11 protein-coding genes are annotated in these 15,820 nt (G+C 63.9%); 8 read left to right on the top strand and 3 right to left on the bottom strand.

The window, feature by feature from the left end; translation table 11 throughout:
• Positions 1-236: 236 nt before the first annotated feature.
• Complete coding sequence (locus PAN08_RS13075; protein ID WP_269791949.1) at positions 237-2,615, bottom strand: TonB-dependent receptor; 2,379 nt, start codon at positions 2,613-2,615, stop codon at positions 237-239.
• 310 nt (positions 2,616-2,925) lie between these two features.
• Between PAN08_RS13075 and PAN08_RS13070 the strand changes: the two genes are divergently transcribed.
• Positions 2,926-4,803, top strand: a complete 1,878-nt coding sequence (locus PAN08_RS13070) for an ATP-binding cassette domain-containing protein (protein ID WP_269791948.1) — start codon at positions 2,926-2,928, stop codon at positions 4,801-4,803.
• A gap of 138 nt (positions 4,804-4,941) precedes the next feature.
• Here the strand turns inward: PAN08_RS13070 and PAN08_RS13065 are convergent, their stop codons facing one another.
• A complete protein-coding gene (locus tag PAN08_RS13065) occupies positions 4,942-5,817 on the bottom strand; it encodes a LysR family transcriptional regulator (protein ID WP_269791947.1) in 876 nt (291 codons plus the stop codon).
• Positions 5,818-5,983: 166 nt separating this feature from the next.
• Here PAN08_RS13065 and bla point away from each other — a divergent pair, with 166 nt between their 5' ends.
• From bla to PAN08_RS13050, 3 genes are all read left to right on the top strand, one after another.
• Positions 5,984-6,874, top strand: coding sequence for a class A beta-lactamase (gene bla / locus PAN08_RS13060; RefSeq protein ID WP_269791946.1), 891 nt, complete (start codon positions 5,984-5,986; stop codon positions 6,872-6,874).
• 202 nt (positions 6,875-7,076) lie between these two features.
• Positions 7,077-9,716, top strand: coding sequence for a serine/threonine-protein kinase (locus PAN08_RS13055; protein ID WP_269791945.1), 2,640 nt, complete (start codon positions 7,077-7,079; stop codon positions 9,714-9,716).
• A gap of 264 nt (positions 9,717-9,980) precedes the next feature.
• Positions 9,981-10,565, top strand: coding sequence for a hypothetical protein (locus PAN08_RS13050; protein ID WP_269792319.1), 585 nt, complete (start codon positions 9,981-9,983; stop codon positions 10,563-10,565).
• Between the two features lie 52 nt (positions 10,566-10,617).
• On the opposite strand, the gene PAN08_RS13045 is transcribed toward PAN08_RS13050, so the two are convergent.
• Entirely contained in the window at positions 10,618-11,562 is a 945-nt protein-coding gene (locus PAN08_RS13045; protein ID WP_269791944.1) for a DUF3011 domain-containing protein, read from the bottom strand.
• A 187-nt stretch (positions 11,563-11,749) separates the two neighbouring features.
• Between PAN08_RS13045 and aspS the strand changes: the two genes are divergently transcribed.
• From aspS to PAN08_RS13025, 4 genes are all read left to right on the top strand, one after another.
• Positions 11,750-13,504 carry an aspartate--tRNA ligase gene (gene aspS, locus PAN08_RS13040; RefSeq protein ID WP_269791943.1) on the top strand — a complete coding sequence of 585 codons (1,755 nt, stop codon included), beginning with the start codon at positions 11,750-11,752 and terminating at the stop codon, positions 13,502-13,504.
• A gap of 79 nt (positions 13,505-13,583) precedes the next feature.
• The gene (locus tag PAN08_RS13035; RefSeq protein WP_269791942.1) at positions 13,584-14,102 is read left to right on the top strand and encodes a GNAT family N-acetyltransferase; all 519 of its coding nucleotides are present in this window, start codon (positions 13,584-13,586) and stop codon (positions 14,100-14,102) included.
• Positions 14,103-14,364: 262 nt separating this feature from the next.
• On the top strand, positions 14,365-15,015 hold the full coding sequence (locus PAN08_RS13030) for an alpha/beta hydrolase (RefSeq protein WP_269791941.1): 651 nt from the start codon (positions 14,365-14,367) through the stop codon (positions 15,013-15,015).
• Between the two features lie 64 nt (positions 15,016-15,079).
• Positions 15,080-15,808 (top strand): YebC/PmpR family DNA-binding transcriptional regulator, encoded by a 729-nt coding sequence (locus PAN08_RS13025; protein ID WP_269791940.1) that lies wholly within the window; start codon positions 15,080-15,082, stop codon positions 15,806-15,808.
• Positions 15,809-15,820 lie beyond the last annotated feature (12 nt).

Here is a 15,820-nt window from a genome sequence, read left to right as displayed (position 1 = left end):
GCACCGGTGTACATATCTGGAAGATTTTGAAAAATCTCACTTTTCGGGGCGATGGGTGCGAGCAGGAGAGTGGGTTCGCGCGGTGTCCCTTGAAAAGCTTGCCCACGTTCCGATCCTTGCTCCTGCGCTGGCGCAAGGGCGGGGCGCGGAGCGGGGGCAGGGCCGCTTCTAAAACAGCAGACAAAAAAATGCCCCGGTTTCCCAGGGCATCTTCCTTCCACGACGCGGCTGCGGCCTTACCAGGTGTAGCTGATGCGGCCGTACACGTAGGCGCCGTTGAAGCCGAACGGCGAGTAGTTGCTATACGGCAGCATGCCCCAGGTGGAGTTCTGCAGGTCGGTGGTGCGGTCCGGGTACTCGTCCAGCAGGTTGTCCGCACCCAGCGTCAGCTTCCACTGCTCGCTGGGCTTGAAGCTGGCCGAGGCGTCCAACACCCACTTGGCATCGTACGTCTGGTCGCGGGTAGCGGTGGCCGAGTTGCGCACGGTGAAGCTGCCGTAGCGGGTGGCAGCCAGGCCCAGCTCCCAGCGGTCCGAACGCCAGGTGCCGCTGAGGATGGCCTTGTCACGCGGGAAGCTGTCCTCGATGCGGCCGATCTCGTCGCGGCCGATCAGCGACTGGGTGATGCCCAGCGTGCCGAATACCGCCGGCGAACCCATGAACTTCTTCACTTCGGTTTCGTTGTAGCTGTACGCAGCGGTCAGCTCCAGTGAGCTGGCGGCGAACGGCAGCGTGTAGCTGGACACGGCGTCAACGCCGCGGGTGCGGGTATCCACACCGTTGGTGAAGTACGAGAACGCGGTGACCTGCGGCAGGCCAAGGCCGGCCAGCAGCGAGTTGGCGGCGGCGTTGGTGGTGATGTTGGTGGACAGCACGATGCGATCGTCGATGTCGATCTGGTACGCATCCACGGTCAGGTACAGGCGGTCGGTTGGCTGCAGCACCAGGCCCACGCTGTAGGACGTGGAGCTCTCCGCCTTCAGCGGGGTGGCACCCAGTGCCTGTGCGGCGGCGCTGGTGGTGGGGAAGGTGCCCCGGTCAACGAACACGCCGTTGATGATGGTGCTGGTCACCGCCTGGTAGCTCTGCTGGGCCAGCGAGGGAGCGCGGAAACCGCTGGAGGCGGTAGCGCGCAATGCGACCTTGTCGGTGAAGGCGTAGCGCGCCGACGCCTTGCCGGAGAACTTGTCGCCGAAGTCGGAGTAGTCCTCGTAGCGACCAGTCAGGCCGGCGGAGAACTTGTCCGTCAGGTCGGCCTCCAGGCCTGCGTAGACGGCATAGTTATTGCGGTCCTTGTCGACTTCATTGCCCGGCAGGAAGCCGCCAAAGCCCTGCGCGCCGCTGCCGAAGTACGACTCTGGCTGGCCAGCGGACTGCTCCCACTTCTCGCGCCGGTACTCACCACCGAAGGACAGCGTTACCGGGTAGGCCAGGCCCCAATCCAGAGTCTTGGTGAAGTCGGCGTTGAAGATGTCCTGCTGGTACTTCAGTGTGCCGTCGTAGAACGCGCTCGGGCTGGCCGTGCCGAGGCTGTAGTTGATGCTGTTGCGGGTGTGGAAATCGAGAGTGTTTTCGCCATGGTTGGCGCTCACGTCCCAGGTCCAGCCGCTTTCAGTGCTGCCCTTGACGCCGGCCACCAGCGAGCGGTCCTTGGAGTACTGGTTGATCTGAGGTACGAAGCCGTCCGGGTAGGTCTGTGCCAGCAGCGCAGTCTGGCTGCTGTGATTGGGCGAGCGGTAGAACGCGAAGGAGGTGATGTCGCGGTTGCTCAGCAGCGCGTTGGCATAGCCGGTGATGTTGTCGCTGAAGTCGAAGCTGAGGTTGGCCGACGCGGCGGTGGCATCCACGCGCGGGTCGCCGACCACGAAGGTCTTCTCGCCGATCGACGGGAAGTTGCCGGTGTTCGGGGTCGTGCCCAGATACGGGCCAGCACGGTTGCTTTCGTCCTGCTGGCTGACCTGACCGGCCACATGCAGGCTGCCACGGCCATCGGCAAAGCTGATGCCGGTGTCGCCGGAGAGCTGGTACTTGTTGCCGTCACCGGCCGAGTACTGGCCGTAGTCCACGGCCAGGCTGCCGCCGCTGCCACTGCCCTTGAGCACGATGTTGATCACGCCGGCGATGGCATCGGAACCGTACTGGGCCGAGGCACCGTCACGCAGCACTTCCACCCGCTCGATGGAGGCGATTGGAATGGTGTTGATATCGACTGCGGCCGAGCCACGGCCGATGCTGCCGTTGACGTTGATCATGGCCGAGGTGTGGCGGCGCTTGCCGTTGACCAGCACCAATACCTGGTCCGGGGACAGGCCGCGCAGCTGTGCCGGGCGCACGCCGCTGGTGCCGTCGGTCAGCGCCGGGCGCGGAAAGTTCAGCGAGGGCAGGGCGCGCGACAGTGCGGTGGCAAGCTCTGAGGTGCCGGTGGACTGCAACGCCTCGGGAGTAATGATGTCGATGGGCGATTGCGATTCGGCCACGGTACGGTCGGCCACACGGGTGCCGGTGACGATGACGGTATCAAGCGTTTTCGCGCCGGACTGGGCGAGCGCGGGGAAGGCGGGGGAGGCGAGTGCGATGGCAATGGCGACAGCGAGCGTACTGGACGAACGGTTCATCAGATTGCAGCTCCGGTTTGAAAAGGCGCACTGGCGAGCGGTCAAGAGGCTGCCGTTGCTGTGGTGCGCCATTACGGATTAATGGAATTTTTACCTTCTGTCAAACATTGGGTACACCGCTAAATTGTTGCTTTTGAAAGCAATTTTCTGCGGAAAAACCATGCGATGACAGGGAAAGGGATGTCCAGCGGCTAAATTCGTTGAGGGTTTTATGCGCGCGGGAAGCCAGTCAAGTATTCGTTAACGCTAGAATCACGTCGCAGGAATGCTGCTCACATGCACATTCCGTTTCGTTATAACGGACCTATTCATGATTGCCCTTCGTAATTTCGCCCTTCGCCGGGGCGAGCGCCTGCTGTTGTCCAATGTCGACCTCACCCTGCATGCCGGCTACCGCGTGGGCGTGGTGGGCCGTAACGGTGCAGGCAAATCCAGCCTGTTTGCTGCTGTGCGCGGTGAGTTGGAAGCCGACAAGGGCGACGTGTCGCTGCCGGGCAAGATCCGCATTGCCGACGTCGCCCAGGAAACCCCGGCACTGCCAGACCGCGCCATTGACTACGTGCTTGGCGGCGACGACGAAGTTGCAGCCGTACTGAAAGAAGAAGCCGCGGCCGCTGCACGCGAAGATTGGGAGGCGGTTGCCAATGCCCACCAGAAAATGGCCGAGCTCAACGCCTATGACGCCGAGGCCCGCGCAGGCAAGCTGCTGCACGGCCTGGGCTTCCCGGCCGATACGCATTCGCGCCCGGTGGCGGCGTTCTCCGGCGGCTGGCGTGCGCGTCTGAATCTGGCGCGTGCGCTGATGATGCCCAGCGACCTGTTGCTGCTCGACGAACCCACCAACCACCTTGATTTGGACGCGGTGTACTGGCTGGAACAGTGGCTGCTCAAGTATCCCGGTACGCTGCTGCTGATCTCGCATGACCGCGAGTTCCTCGACAACGTCGCCACGCACACCCTGCATCTGCACAGCGGCACCGCAAAGCTCTACGTCGGCGGTTACACCGATTTCGAGCGCCAGCGTGCCGAACACCTGCGTCAGCAGCAGATCACCCACGAGAAGGAACAGGCCGAGCGCGCTCACCTGCAGAGCTTCATCGACCGCTTCAAGGCGCAGGCCAGCAAGGCCACGCAGGCGCAAAGCCGCATGAAGCGTCTGGCCAAGATGGCCGGTACCGAAGCCGTGCGTGCCGAGCGTGAGTTCCGCATTGAGTTCTCACCGCCAGCCAAGCTGCCGTTCTCGCTGATCCGTCTGGATCACGTCAACGCCGGTTATGGCGCGGATGCAGTGATCCTGAAGGATGTCGGTTTTGGCCTGGAAGCGGGCCAGCGCGTGGGCCTGCTCGGTCCCAACGGCGCGGGTAAAACCACGCTGGTGAAAACCCTGGTCGGTGACCTGCAGCCGTTGTCCGGTGAGCGCAATGCGCACCCGGACATGAAGATCGGCTACTTCGCCCAGCACACGGTGGAATCGCTGCGCGAAGGCGCCACGGCGATGGATCACTTCCGCGACATGGACCCGGACGGCATCAATCAGAACTTCCGTGACTTCCTCGGCAAGTGGAATTTCGCGGGTGATCGCGCGTTCGAATCGGTGGATGGTTTCTCCGGTGGCGAGCGCGCGCGTCTGGCGCTGGCGTTGATTGCCTGGCAGCAGCCCAACGTATTGCTGCTCGACGAACCGACCAACCACCTTGACCTGGAAATGCGCGAAGCATTGGCCGAAGCGTTGGCCCTGTTTGAAGGCGCCATCGTGATGGTGTCGCATGATCGCCATTTGATTGGTCTGGTCTGCGATACGTTCTGGCGCGTGGCCGATGGCGTGGTTGAGCCATTTGCCGGCGACCTGGACGAATACGCCGCATGGCTGCGCACCCGCGCCAGTGCGCAGGGCTCACGCAGCAAGGCCGACCGCACCGAGAAAGTTGAACTGCCCACGCCCGTGCAGGTGGTGGCACCGGTGAAGCCGGCGTCCGGCAAGAAGCCGGTCAATCCGCACAAGCTGGAAGCGGCAGAGAAGAAGGTGGAGCAACTGGGTGCGTCGCTGGCAGATGTGGATGCCCAGCTTGCTGATCCGGCCAACTATGCCGACAGCGGCAAGATGACTCGACTCGGCGGCGAACGCGATGTGCTCGCGCAGCAGCTGGAACAGGCAGAAGCGGCCTGGATGGAAATGCTGGAAGACTGAGGCTGCAGTGTTGTCGTGGTTTCCGCATAGGCGGAAACCGCTTCACTAAGGCTCAACGGTCAGCGCCTTCCCAGTCCTCCCTTTGGCGAAGCCAAGTGCGGGCGGGGAAGGCCGGCTTTTCAAACCCGGCAGACAGGCCTAAACCGCCAACCCTTCCTGCGCCAACAGCCACACCCGGAACCTGCGCAGCGGCTCGCGCTCGTTGCGCGAGCGCAAACGCGTGAGCCAATACCGACCCAGCGTCAGTGTCTGCGCAAACGGCTGTAGCAAACGGCCTTCTGCCAGTTCCTGCTCGAACATGCGCAGCGGCAATAACGCCACGCCAGCGCCACCCGTCGCCGCACTGGCCAACGCCAGCGATGAATCAAACACCGGCCCGCGAGCTTCCACGCCCGTTACACCCGCCGCTTGCAACCAGCGCGGCCACTCATCATTGCGATAGGAACGCAGCAAGGGCAGCGCACCGAGATCGCGCGGCTGCCGCAGCTTTCGTGCCAAGGCTGGTGCGCACAGCGGCGCGAATGGTGCATCGACAATGGCCATGCATTCCTGTCCCTGCCAGTCGCCGTCGCCGAATCGGATTGCCAGATCCAGGCCTTCGCCGGCCAGATCGATACGGTTGTTGTGGGTTTGCAGGCGCAGTTCGATGTCCGGATGTGCCGCTTCGAACGCTGCCAGCCGGGGCAATAGCCAGCCGGTGGCAAAGGTGCCCACCACGCCCACGGTAAGCACCTCGCGGAAGCTGCCGCCGGTGAAGCGGTCCAACGCGATCGCAATGCGGTCAAACGATTCGGTCAGTGCTGGATACAGCGCTGCACCTTCGTCAGTCAGCGCAACACCGCGCGGCAGGCGGTGGAACAAACTCACCTGCAAGCGATCCTCCAACGAACGGATCTGGTGGCTCAACGCCGCTTGGCTGACGCACAGCTCCAAGGCGGCGCGGGTGAAATTCAGGTGCCGGGCCGCGGCCTCGAAGGCACGCAGGGCGTTGAGCGGGAGTTGGGGGCGGATCATGCTGAGCCATTACGAGGGGTGATGGGCGACGCCATTATTCCGTCTTTCATGGCCGTATTTTGACCTGAGCAGCAAATTTATCTAATGGCTCTCGCTGAAATTTCGCGCTGGTGGTCGCTTGCCGAGGCTTCGGATAATCGGCCCACCCAATGCCGAGGAGCGTCCCATGTTTGCCCGTCGTCAGTTTCTGAAGTTTGGTGGTGCCGCCCTGGCCAGCGCGGTTGCGCTCCCCGCCTTGGCGCAGATGGCCGCCGCCACTGCAGCGGCCCCTACCGCCCGTGACTTCACCGCGCTGGAAGCTGAAAGCGGCGGCCGCTTGGGTGTATGCCTGTGGCACCCGGCCAGCGGCGCGCGTTACGGCCACCGCATGGATGAGCGGTTCCCGATGTGCAGCACCTTCAAGTTCCTGCTCGCGGCGGCGGTACTGCATCGCGCCGATCATGGCCGGTTGTCGCTGGACCAGCGTGTGCCGGTGCGTGCGACGGACATTCTCAGCCATTCACCCGGCACCGAGCGCCACGTCGGCAAGGACATGACCGTGCGCGATCTGTGCCGCACGACGCTGGTCACCAGCGACAACGCTGCGGCCAATCTGCTGCTGCCATTGGTTGACGAGCCGGCCGGACTTGCCGCATTCCTGCGTGCGCAGGGCGATGCGATCACTGTCACCGCGCGCTATGAGCCGGACGTCAATCGGTTTGCGATGGACGACCCACGCGACACCACCAGCCCGGCAGCGATGGCCGGCAACCTGCAGCGGTTCGTGCTGGGTGATGTGCTCAGCACGGCCTCGCGTCAACAATTGGCTGACTGGCTTATTGACAACGAGACCGGTGACCAACGTCTACGCGCGGGTCTGCCGCAAGGCTGGCGGGTCGGCGACAAGACCGGCAGCAACGGCAAGGACACCACCAACGACATCGCCGTGCTGTGGCCCGAAGCCGGCGGTACGCCATGGTTGCTGACCAGCTACCTGCAGGGGTCGAAGCTGGATGATGACGGCCGCAACACCATCCTGCGTCGCGTGGGTGAGCTTGCCAGCGCCCGCCTGCGTTGACGGATACACACGCTTGCGTGGCAGTGAATTCACGGTGGAACAGGGCGGCGGATGTGGATCTGCCTGGAAAATCGTAAGAGACGTCGATAGCGTGCGCATTCTTGACGATCCGATTCGGTAATCGCACTGAGCCTGCAAAACGGCCGCTATCATCCCCCCGGGAAGCGCGACACGACAATGCCGTGCGTAGCAGGGGATGGGGATGGATCGCGACAGTTGGCAGCAGGTGCGAAAGCTTTTTGATGCGGTGTGCGAGCTTGAGCCATCGCAATGGCAGACCGAGTTGGCGCGTCGGAGCATCGACCCGGATGTCATCGCAGAAACACTGGAACTGCTGCAGGCGCAGACACGCGATCTAGGCAGTGCGCGCGCGCCGCTGGAACACCTGCTCACTGCTTCCATGGCATCGGAGTTGAACGAAGGCGACCTTATCGGCCCGTGGCGTTTGTGCGGGCGGCTGGCCAGTGGTGGCATGGGCATCGTGTTTCGTGCCGAACGTGGCGATGGTTTGTATGCGCAGGAGGTGGCGATCAAGTTCCTGCTGGGCGAACCTGGCCCGCGTGTGGCCGAGCGTCTGGCTGCGGAGCGGCGCATCCTTGCGGGCCTGCAACATCCCAACATCGCCCGTTTGTACGACGGTGGCACCACGCCGGCGGGGCATCCCTATCTGGTGATGGAGTACGTTCACGGCGAACCGTTGGACGTGTACTGCGCGCGTCACAAACTGGATCTGCGTCAACGGCTGGATCTGTTCCTGAAGGTATGCAATGCGGTGCAAGCCGCGCACGCACGGTTGGTGCTCCACTGCGATCTCAAGCCTTCCAACATTCTGGTGCGCGCGGATGGCGAGCCGGTGTTGCTGGACTTCGGGGTATCGCGTTTGCTCGATGATGGCGACGGTCAAGCGCGGGCGCAGTTTTTCACGCCGGCCTATGCATCGCCGGAACTGCAGGCCGGGCAAGCAGTGGGGGTTGCCAGTGATGTTTTCAGTCTTGGCGCGGTGCTGGCCGAGCTGCTGGCGGGCAAGGGTGGCAGGCGCGATGGCAGCGATGCAGGTAAGGCCGTGTCGCCGCCCAGCGCGTTGGCGGGTGCGGACTGCACGTGGGCGCGCGCGCTGCGCGGTGACCTGGACGCTATCGTGGTGCGAGCCGGTGCATTGCCGCCGGAGCAGCGCTATCCGTCGGTGGAAGCCTTGGCGGCAGATGTCGTGCGCTGGCAGCAGCACCGGCCGGTGCAGGCGCGCGGCGGTGGGCGTTGGTATCGCGGTGGTCGCTGGCTGCGTCGCAACTGGCGCGGCATGAGCCTGTTGCTGGCAACGGCGCTGATGGCAGCGTGGTTCGTGTGGCGCCTGGCCGAAGCCCATGCCGCTGCTGAGCGCGAGGCCAAAGTGGCCGAGCAGGTGAGCGCCTTCATGGTGTCCATGTTCGAAGCCGCCGATCCGCGCGCGAAAGGCTTGCGCGGTGGTGAAAGCATCTCGGCCGGCGAGGTGCTGGACCGCGCCGCCACCCGCATCGATGAAGAGCTGGATGCCTCACCCGAAGTACGCGCGCGACTGAAGGGCACCATCGGCCTGGCCTACCGCAACAGCGGCGATCTGCTGCGTGCCGAACCGTTGATGCGGGATGCCGCTGAAGCGATGGCGGCCAGTGGCGGTGAACGCAATCGGGATGAAGCGGCCAAGCTGTTCAATTTGATGGCCGGCAGCTTTGCCAACAATCGCAATGGCGCCGAAGGCACGCGGCTGGCGCAGCGCGCTTTGGCGCTGCTGGGAACGCAGCCTGCCGATAGTTTCCGGGTGGCGCAGTCGTATAACTCGCTGGGCTTGTCGCAGTTGTCCGAGCAGCGTTATGACGCTGCCGAGGCTGCCTTCCGTCAGGCCCTGCAGCGGCACGAGTTGGCCAAGCGCGATCAGTTCATCGGTGTGAGCCTGGACAACCTCGGAATGATGTACCGGCGCAAAGGTGATCTGCAGGCGTCGGCGGCAGCATTCGATCGCTCCACGCCGATGTTCAAGCGCATGTTCGGCGAAATGTCTTACGAGTTCTGGTCCAGCAATACCGAGCGCGCGTTGATGTTGCTGGACCGCGGTGATCTGGATGAGGCCATCACCACGCTGGAAGCCAATCTGGCGCGTGCGCCGAAAATTTTTGGTGAGCACAGCGTCTATTTCATCAGCGAGAACAACCGTCTGGCATTGGCGTTGATCCGCAAAGGCCAGTTTGAGCGCGCGCGCCCGTACGTCGCCACGGCGCTGCACCAATCGGCGCAGGTGATGGGCCAGGACAGCTACAACTATTCGGCGATGCTGGAAACCGCCGCCATGCTTGCCGCTGCCACGGGTGACACCGCCAACGCTGAAACGGATTACCGGCGAATGCTGGCCATCCGCACCGCCGCCATTGGTCGCGATCATCCCGACACGCTCGACGCGACCCTGCAGCTGGGTTTGTTTCTCACCCGGCAAGGTAAGGCCGAAGGTGACGCGCTGGTGCAACGTGCCCAGCAGCAGTGGTTGCCCCGCATTCCTGCCGACAGCGCCAACGGCATCCGCATCCGCCAGGGCTGGGCCGAGTGGTTGTTGGCCAAGGGACGATTGGATGAGGCAGCGACCACGCTGGCCGCCTTGCAGCCGATGCTTGCCAGCAGCCCGTATGCCGCAATCAATCAGCAGGTTCTGCAGGCGAGGTTGATGGAATCGCGCGGCAAGACAGCAGACGCAGTAGCGCGTTGGCAGCAGGTGGTGACGTTGGCCGAAGCGCTCTACGGCAAGGATTCGGTCCTGCCAGCCCGATGGCAAGAAGACTTGGAAAGCGCGCGGGAAAGGCCGCCTGCAGCGCATTGAACGCGTTCGCCACTTTCAATGCACCGTTGCCTCCGACAGGCGTGTGTTTCGGGGAAGTTGTCTTTTCCCCGCCTGGCGCTTCGCCGCCGGCACCGCGAGGGCGGCATCTGTGCGCAAGACGGCTGGGCTACACGGGTTTTGAACGACGCATTCACCGCAGTCCTGCCGTCGTAAGCGCGCGGCTGGCTTGCCTGCTGACGGGCCAGCGGATACGGTCGGGCCATGAACATCAAACTTTTTCCCGTAGTGTTGTGCGCGCTGGCGATGGCCGGCGCGTTTGTCTCCACCCCTGCAAATGCACAGGGCAACGTCGACCCGATGGCGGCGGATCAGTTCATGGCGACCCTGGCCAGCCACTGCGGCAAGGCATTCGCCGGCCGCATCATCAACAACCTGCCTGCCTCGGCTACGCCGGATGCCTTTGAAGGCAAGGCACTGGTGATGCATGTACGGGGCTGTGACGCACCCGAGCGTGAGCTGCGCGTGCCTTTCCATGTGGGTGACGATCACTCCCGCACCTGGGTGCTGACCCGCACCGGAAGCGGCCTGCGCCTGAAGCACGATCATCGGCACGAAGACGGCACGCCCGATGCGGTGACGATGTATGGCGGCGAGACAGCCGATGCCGGCACCGCAGCGCGTCAGGCGTTTCCGGTGGATGCCGAATCCGTGGCGATGTTCGAGCGCGAAGGCATGAACGCATCACTCAACAACACCTGGGCAATGGAAGTGGAGCAGGGCAAGCGTTTCGTCTATGAACTTTCGCGGCCGGGTGGCCGCTTGTTCCAGGTCGAGTTTGATCTGAGCCAGCCAGTGGCATTGCCGCCGGCTCCATGGGGTGCGCAGTAATCCACCAAAAAGGGCGCCGATCAGGCGCCCTTCGTTTCATGCCTTGCGGGGTTCAGCGCGTGCCGAAGCGTGCGCGGCAACCGCCGTTCACCCACAGGCTGTTGCCGTTGTAGCCCCAGTTGCGGCCTTCGATGCACGGTATGGGCGAGAGCTGCTGGACGATAACGGGCCGGCCCTGGCGGCGATCCCAAGCGCAGGAGCGCACGCGATTGCCGTCGCTGGCGCAGTCGACGATGTAGTTGGAACCACCACCACCACCCCATCCGCTGCCATTGCGGGCCTCGGCGAACTCGCCACGGCAACCGCCGCTGACCCAGATCGTGCCGTTGCCGCTGCGCCAGTTGCGCCCTTCGATGCAACGGGTGTCGGAGAGCTGGCGGACCAGCACAGCGCCACGGCGCCAGCCGGTATTGCAAGTCTGGGGACGGTTGCTGTTGCTTTCACAGCGGAGGGTGCCGTGGTTGCCACCTGGACCGCCACCGCCCCAGTTGCCGCCGTTGCGATCCTCCGCGAATTCACCACGGCAGCCGCCATTGACCCAGATCGTGCCGTTGCCGCTGCCCCAGTTGCGGCCTTCGATGCAGCGGGTATCGGAGAGCTGGCGTACTAGCACGGCGCCACGGCGCCAACCGGTATTGCAGGTCTGCTGACGGTTGCTGTTGCTTTCGCAGCGGATCGTGTTGCCATTGCCATTGCCATTGCCGCCACCGGCGTTGCTCCGGCCCTGAGCAAACTCGCCACGGCAGCCGCCGTTGACCCAGATCGTGCCGTTGCCACTGCCCCAGTTTCGGCCTTCGATGCAGCGCGTGTCAGACAGCTGACGCACCAGAACCGCGTTGCGCCAGCCGGTATTGCAGGTCTGTTGGCGGTTGCTGTTGCTCTCGCATCGGATGGTGCCGGCCTGGCCCATAAGGCTGGTTTGTGCGGCGGCAGAGGGGATGGTCAAAGCCAGTGGCAGCGCGGCCAGCAGGCAGGCAAGCAGGAAGCGGCGGTTCATGGCGGCGGCCCTGTTCAGGTTTGGGACGCGGAACTATAGGGCCAATCCCGCTTAAAACGACGTGACTAACCGCAGGATTTGCCCCAGCCCCCGTGCGGCCGCAAAATACCGGGCTTGTCCGGCCATTGGCTGGCGTAAAACCTTTACCGGCGCGCTCCGCGCGTCGGCATCCCCTGCGGAGTTTTCCATGCGTACCCATTTCTGCGGCCTGGTCGATGAGACCTTGATTGGCCAAACCGTGACCCTCGCCGGCTGGACCGACGTTGCCCGCAACCTCGGCGGCGTCTGCTTCATCGATCTGCGAGATCACGAGGGCATCGTCCAGGTCACCGTCGAGCCCGACAACGCCGAGGTGTTCGCGGTTGCTGCCAGCCTGGGTTACGAGGATGTGCTGCAGGTTGAGGGTGTGGTGCGTGCGCGTCACGCGGTCAACGACAAGATCCGCAGCGGCAAGGTGGAAGTCATCGCCACGCGCATCACCATTCTCAACAAGGCCGCGCCGCTGCCGTTCCACGCGCACGAGAACCCGGGCGAAGAAACCCGCCTGAAGTACCGCTATCTGGACCTGCGCCGCCCGGAAATGCAGCGCATGCAGCGCACCCGCATCAAGCTGGTGCAGGCGCTGCGCCGCCACCTGGACGCACGCAGCTTCCAGGACATTGAAACCCCGATCCTGACCAAGGCCACGCCAGAAGGTGCACGCGACTTTCTGGTGCCGGCGCGCATGCACCCGGGCGAGTTCTACGCCCTGCCGCAGAGCCCGCAGCTGTTCAAGCAGATCCTGATGGTGGCCGGCTTCGACCGTTACTACCAGATCGCCCGTTGCTTCCGCGATGAAGCGCTGCGTGCAGACCGCCAGCTGGAGTTCACCCAGCTGGACATGGAATTCGCCTTCGTGCGCGAGCGCGACGTGCAGGATTTCGTCGAAGACATGATTCGCGTCATCTTCAAGGAAGTGGTCGACGTCGAGCTGGCGACACAGTTTCCGCGCATGACGTGGGCTGAGGCGATGCGTCGCTACGGTTCGGACAAGCCGGACCTGCGCATCGCGCTGGAGCTGGTGGACGTGGCCGAGCTGGTCAAGGCCAGCGAGTTCCCGGTGTTCACCGCCGCCGCCAATGATGCCGACGGCCGCGTGGCCGCGCTGCGCATTCCGGGCGGTGCCACACTGTCGCGCAAGCAGATCGACGAATACGCTGCCCATGCCGCCAAGTACGGCGCCAAGGGCCTGGCTTACATCAAGCTCGGCGACAACGGCGAAATCAGCTCGCCGATTCAGAAGTTCTTCGGTGAGGAAGCGTTCGCTGCATTGCTCAAGCACGTGGGTGCCGGCAACGGCGACATCGTGTTCTTCGGTGCTGGCGGCTACAACAAGGTGTCCGATTTCATGGGCGCGCTGCGTCTGAAGGCCGGCAAGGACTTTGGCCTGGTCGCTGATACCTGGGCGCCGTTGTGGGTCACCGACTTCCCAATGTTCGAATGGGACGAAGAAGCGCAGCGCTACGTGGCCCTGCACCATCCCTTCACCGCACCGGCGGTGGACGATGTGGCGGACCTGCGCGCGCACGCCAAGACAGCCGTCTCGCGTGGCTACGACATGGTGCTCAACGGCAACGAGATCGGCGGCGGCTCCATCCGTATCCACCGTCCGGAAATGCAGAGCGCGGTGTTTGAACTGCTGGGTATCGATGCCGATGAGGCGCGCGCCAAGTTCGGCTTCCTGCTCGACGCGCTGAACTACGGCGCGCCGCCGCATGGTGGTATTGCCTTCGGTATTGACCGTATCGCTGCGCTGATGGCCGGCACCGAGTCAATCCGTGACGTCATTCCGTTCCCGAAGACCACCGGCGCCCAGTGCTTGATGACGGACGCCCCGTCGCCCATCGCCGACGCGCAGCTGGCTGAAGTGCACGTGCAGGTCCGGGCCAAGAACAAGGAGTGAGTGGATGGGAGTGAGAAGTGGGGGGAGCCGCAGCTTGGGTCTTCCACCTTTGTTCCTTCTCACTCCTGGCCCCTGATGTATGTCCATCCGCCGCGCGACCCCTGCAGACGCCGCACGCTTGTGCAGCCTGGCCGAACGTACCTTCGTGGAGACGTTCGGCCATTTGTATCCACCGGAAGACCTGGCCGGTTATCTGGCCGATGCCTATCCGCTTGAGCTGCAACGTCAGCAGCTGGAATCCGGGGATTACGCGGCCTGGTTGTTGGAAATTGAAGGCGAGGCGGTCGGTTTTGCCTTTGCCGGCCCTTGCGGCTTGCCGCATGCAGACGTGCAGCCGGGTGATGGCGAGTTGAAGCGTTTGTACGTGCTGCGCGCGCACCAGAATGGCGGCAGTGGGGGGCGCCTTTTCGCCGAAGCGCTGCAGTGGCTGGAGTCGGGCGGTGATCGCATGCTGTGGATCGGCGTGTGGTCGGAGAACCTCGGTGCACAGCGCTTCTATGCACGGCATGGTTTCGAGCGGGTAGGCACCTACGAATTCCCGGTCGGGCGCGTGCGCGATAGGGAGTTCATCCTGCGCAGGCCCGCCAAGGCGCGCTAAGCGTACCCGGCGCCAATGTGTACCCCGTGACAGCGCAGTGCGTCCCGTGTTGCTTTCAGCGCCCCGGGGGGAAAGTGCCCCTTCCCAGTGCTTCGTTAAAGTAAAAGGAAGGGATGGCCGAAGGTGGCGACGCTTTTCACTCCTTACCCTTTCGCGAGGCGAAGAGGTAAGGGGAGGGGGCTTTCGCAGCACCTCACCACTGCGAAGGCAATTCAACCATTCTCTGCTTGGCGTGTCCCCCGGCATCAGACAGACTGCATCCATGTCGCCATCCCCCACGCGCCATCCCCGTGTGCTGTTGCTGCACGGTATCTGGAACACCCGCTCCTGGCTGATCCCACTGGCGTGGCGTCTGCGTACGCAGGGCTTTCAGGTCGATATCTTTGGTTACCCCAGTGTTTCGGGCGGGCCGGACGTGGCAGTGCCGCTGCTGCTGGAGCGTTTGCGGAGCAGCGGGCCGATCAATCTGGTGGGGCACAGCCTCGGCGGGCTGGTTGCATTGGAAGCCTTGCGCCAGGCGCCGGAGCTGGAGGTGCCGCGCGTGGTCTGTCTGGGCTCGCCGTTATGCGGTAGTGAAACCGCGCGTAGCCTGGCTGACCACGGTTGGTCGGCCGCGCTCGGTCGCAGTGGCAATCTGCTGCAGCACGGGTTGCCGGATTGGCGCGGTCCCGCGCAGGTGGGTTTGATCGCAGGTTCCGTAGCCCACGGCCTGGGGGCATTGATGGGGGCTTTGCAGGGCGATTCGGACGGCACCGTCGGCCTGGCCGAAACCTGTTTGGCCGGCCTGGCCGACCACTGCATCGTGCCGGCCAGTCATAGCGGGCTGGTGCTTTCCCATGAGGTGGCCGAGCTGACCGCCACCTTCCTCAGGCAGGGGCAGTTTCCGAGCGAGGCGGTTCGTCGCGCGTCGTAACGGGCCGTGGCCGGGGGATCAGGTAGAATTCGCGTCCTGTTCCTGACAGATGTACGGCATTCCCATGGGTAGAGGTCCTTCCATCGAAGGCCGCAAAAACGCGTCTGACGCGAAGCGCGGCAAGATTTTCACCAAGATCATTCGTGAGATCAGCGTTGCTGCTCGCGGCGGTGGAGGCGACCCAAACAACAACCCACGGCTGCGCGTGGCCATGGACAAGGGCCTGAGCGCCAACATGTCCAAGGACGTGATCGAGCGCGCCATCAAGAAGGCCACCGGCGAGCTGGAAGGTGTCGAGTACGAAGAGATCCGTTACGAGGGGTATGCCCCGGGCGGCGTGGCGGTCATCGTCGACTGCCTCACTGACAACCGTGTGCGGACCGTGGCTGACGTGCGCCACGCCTTCAGCAAGTGCGGCGGCAACATGGGCACCGAGGGTTCGGTGGCTTTCATGTTCAAGCGTCTTGGTGTGCTGAGTTACGCGCCGGGTGCCGATGAGGAAAAGATCACCGAGGCAGCCATCGAAGCCGGCGCCGACGACATCGCGGTGTACCCGGAAGATGGCTCCATCGACGTCATCACCGCGCCGGATGCATTCCAGTCGGTGAAGGATGCGATGGATGCTGCGGGTCTGGTCAGCGACCACGCTGAAATCACATTCCGTGCGGAAAATGACATCGCAGTCGATGCCGATACCGCGCCTCAGGTGAGGAAGTTGCTGGACATGCTTGAGGACCTGGACGACGTGCAGGACGTGTACTCCAACGTCGACCAGGCCAGCCTGGAAGGCTGATCCAGTCCCGGC

Origin of the sequence: Stenotrophomonas sp. Iso1, from assembly GCF_027497995.1 — a bacterium.
Taxonomy (GTDB): domain Bacteria; phylum Pseudomonadota; class Gammaproteobacteria; order Xanthomonadales; family Xanthomonadaceae; genus Stenotrophomonas.
Note: the sequence above shows the minus strand (reverse complement) of the source record. Positions and strands in the feature narration are given on the sequence as shown.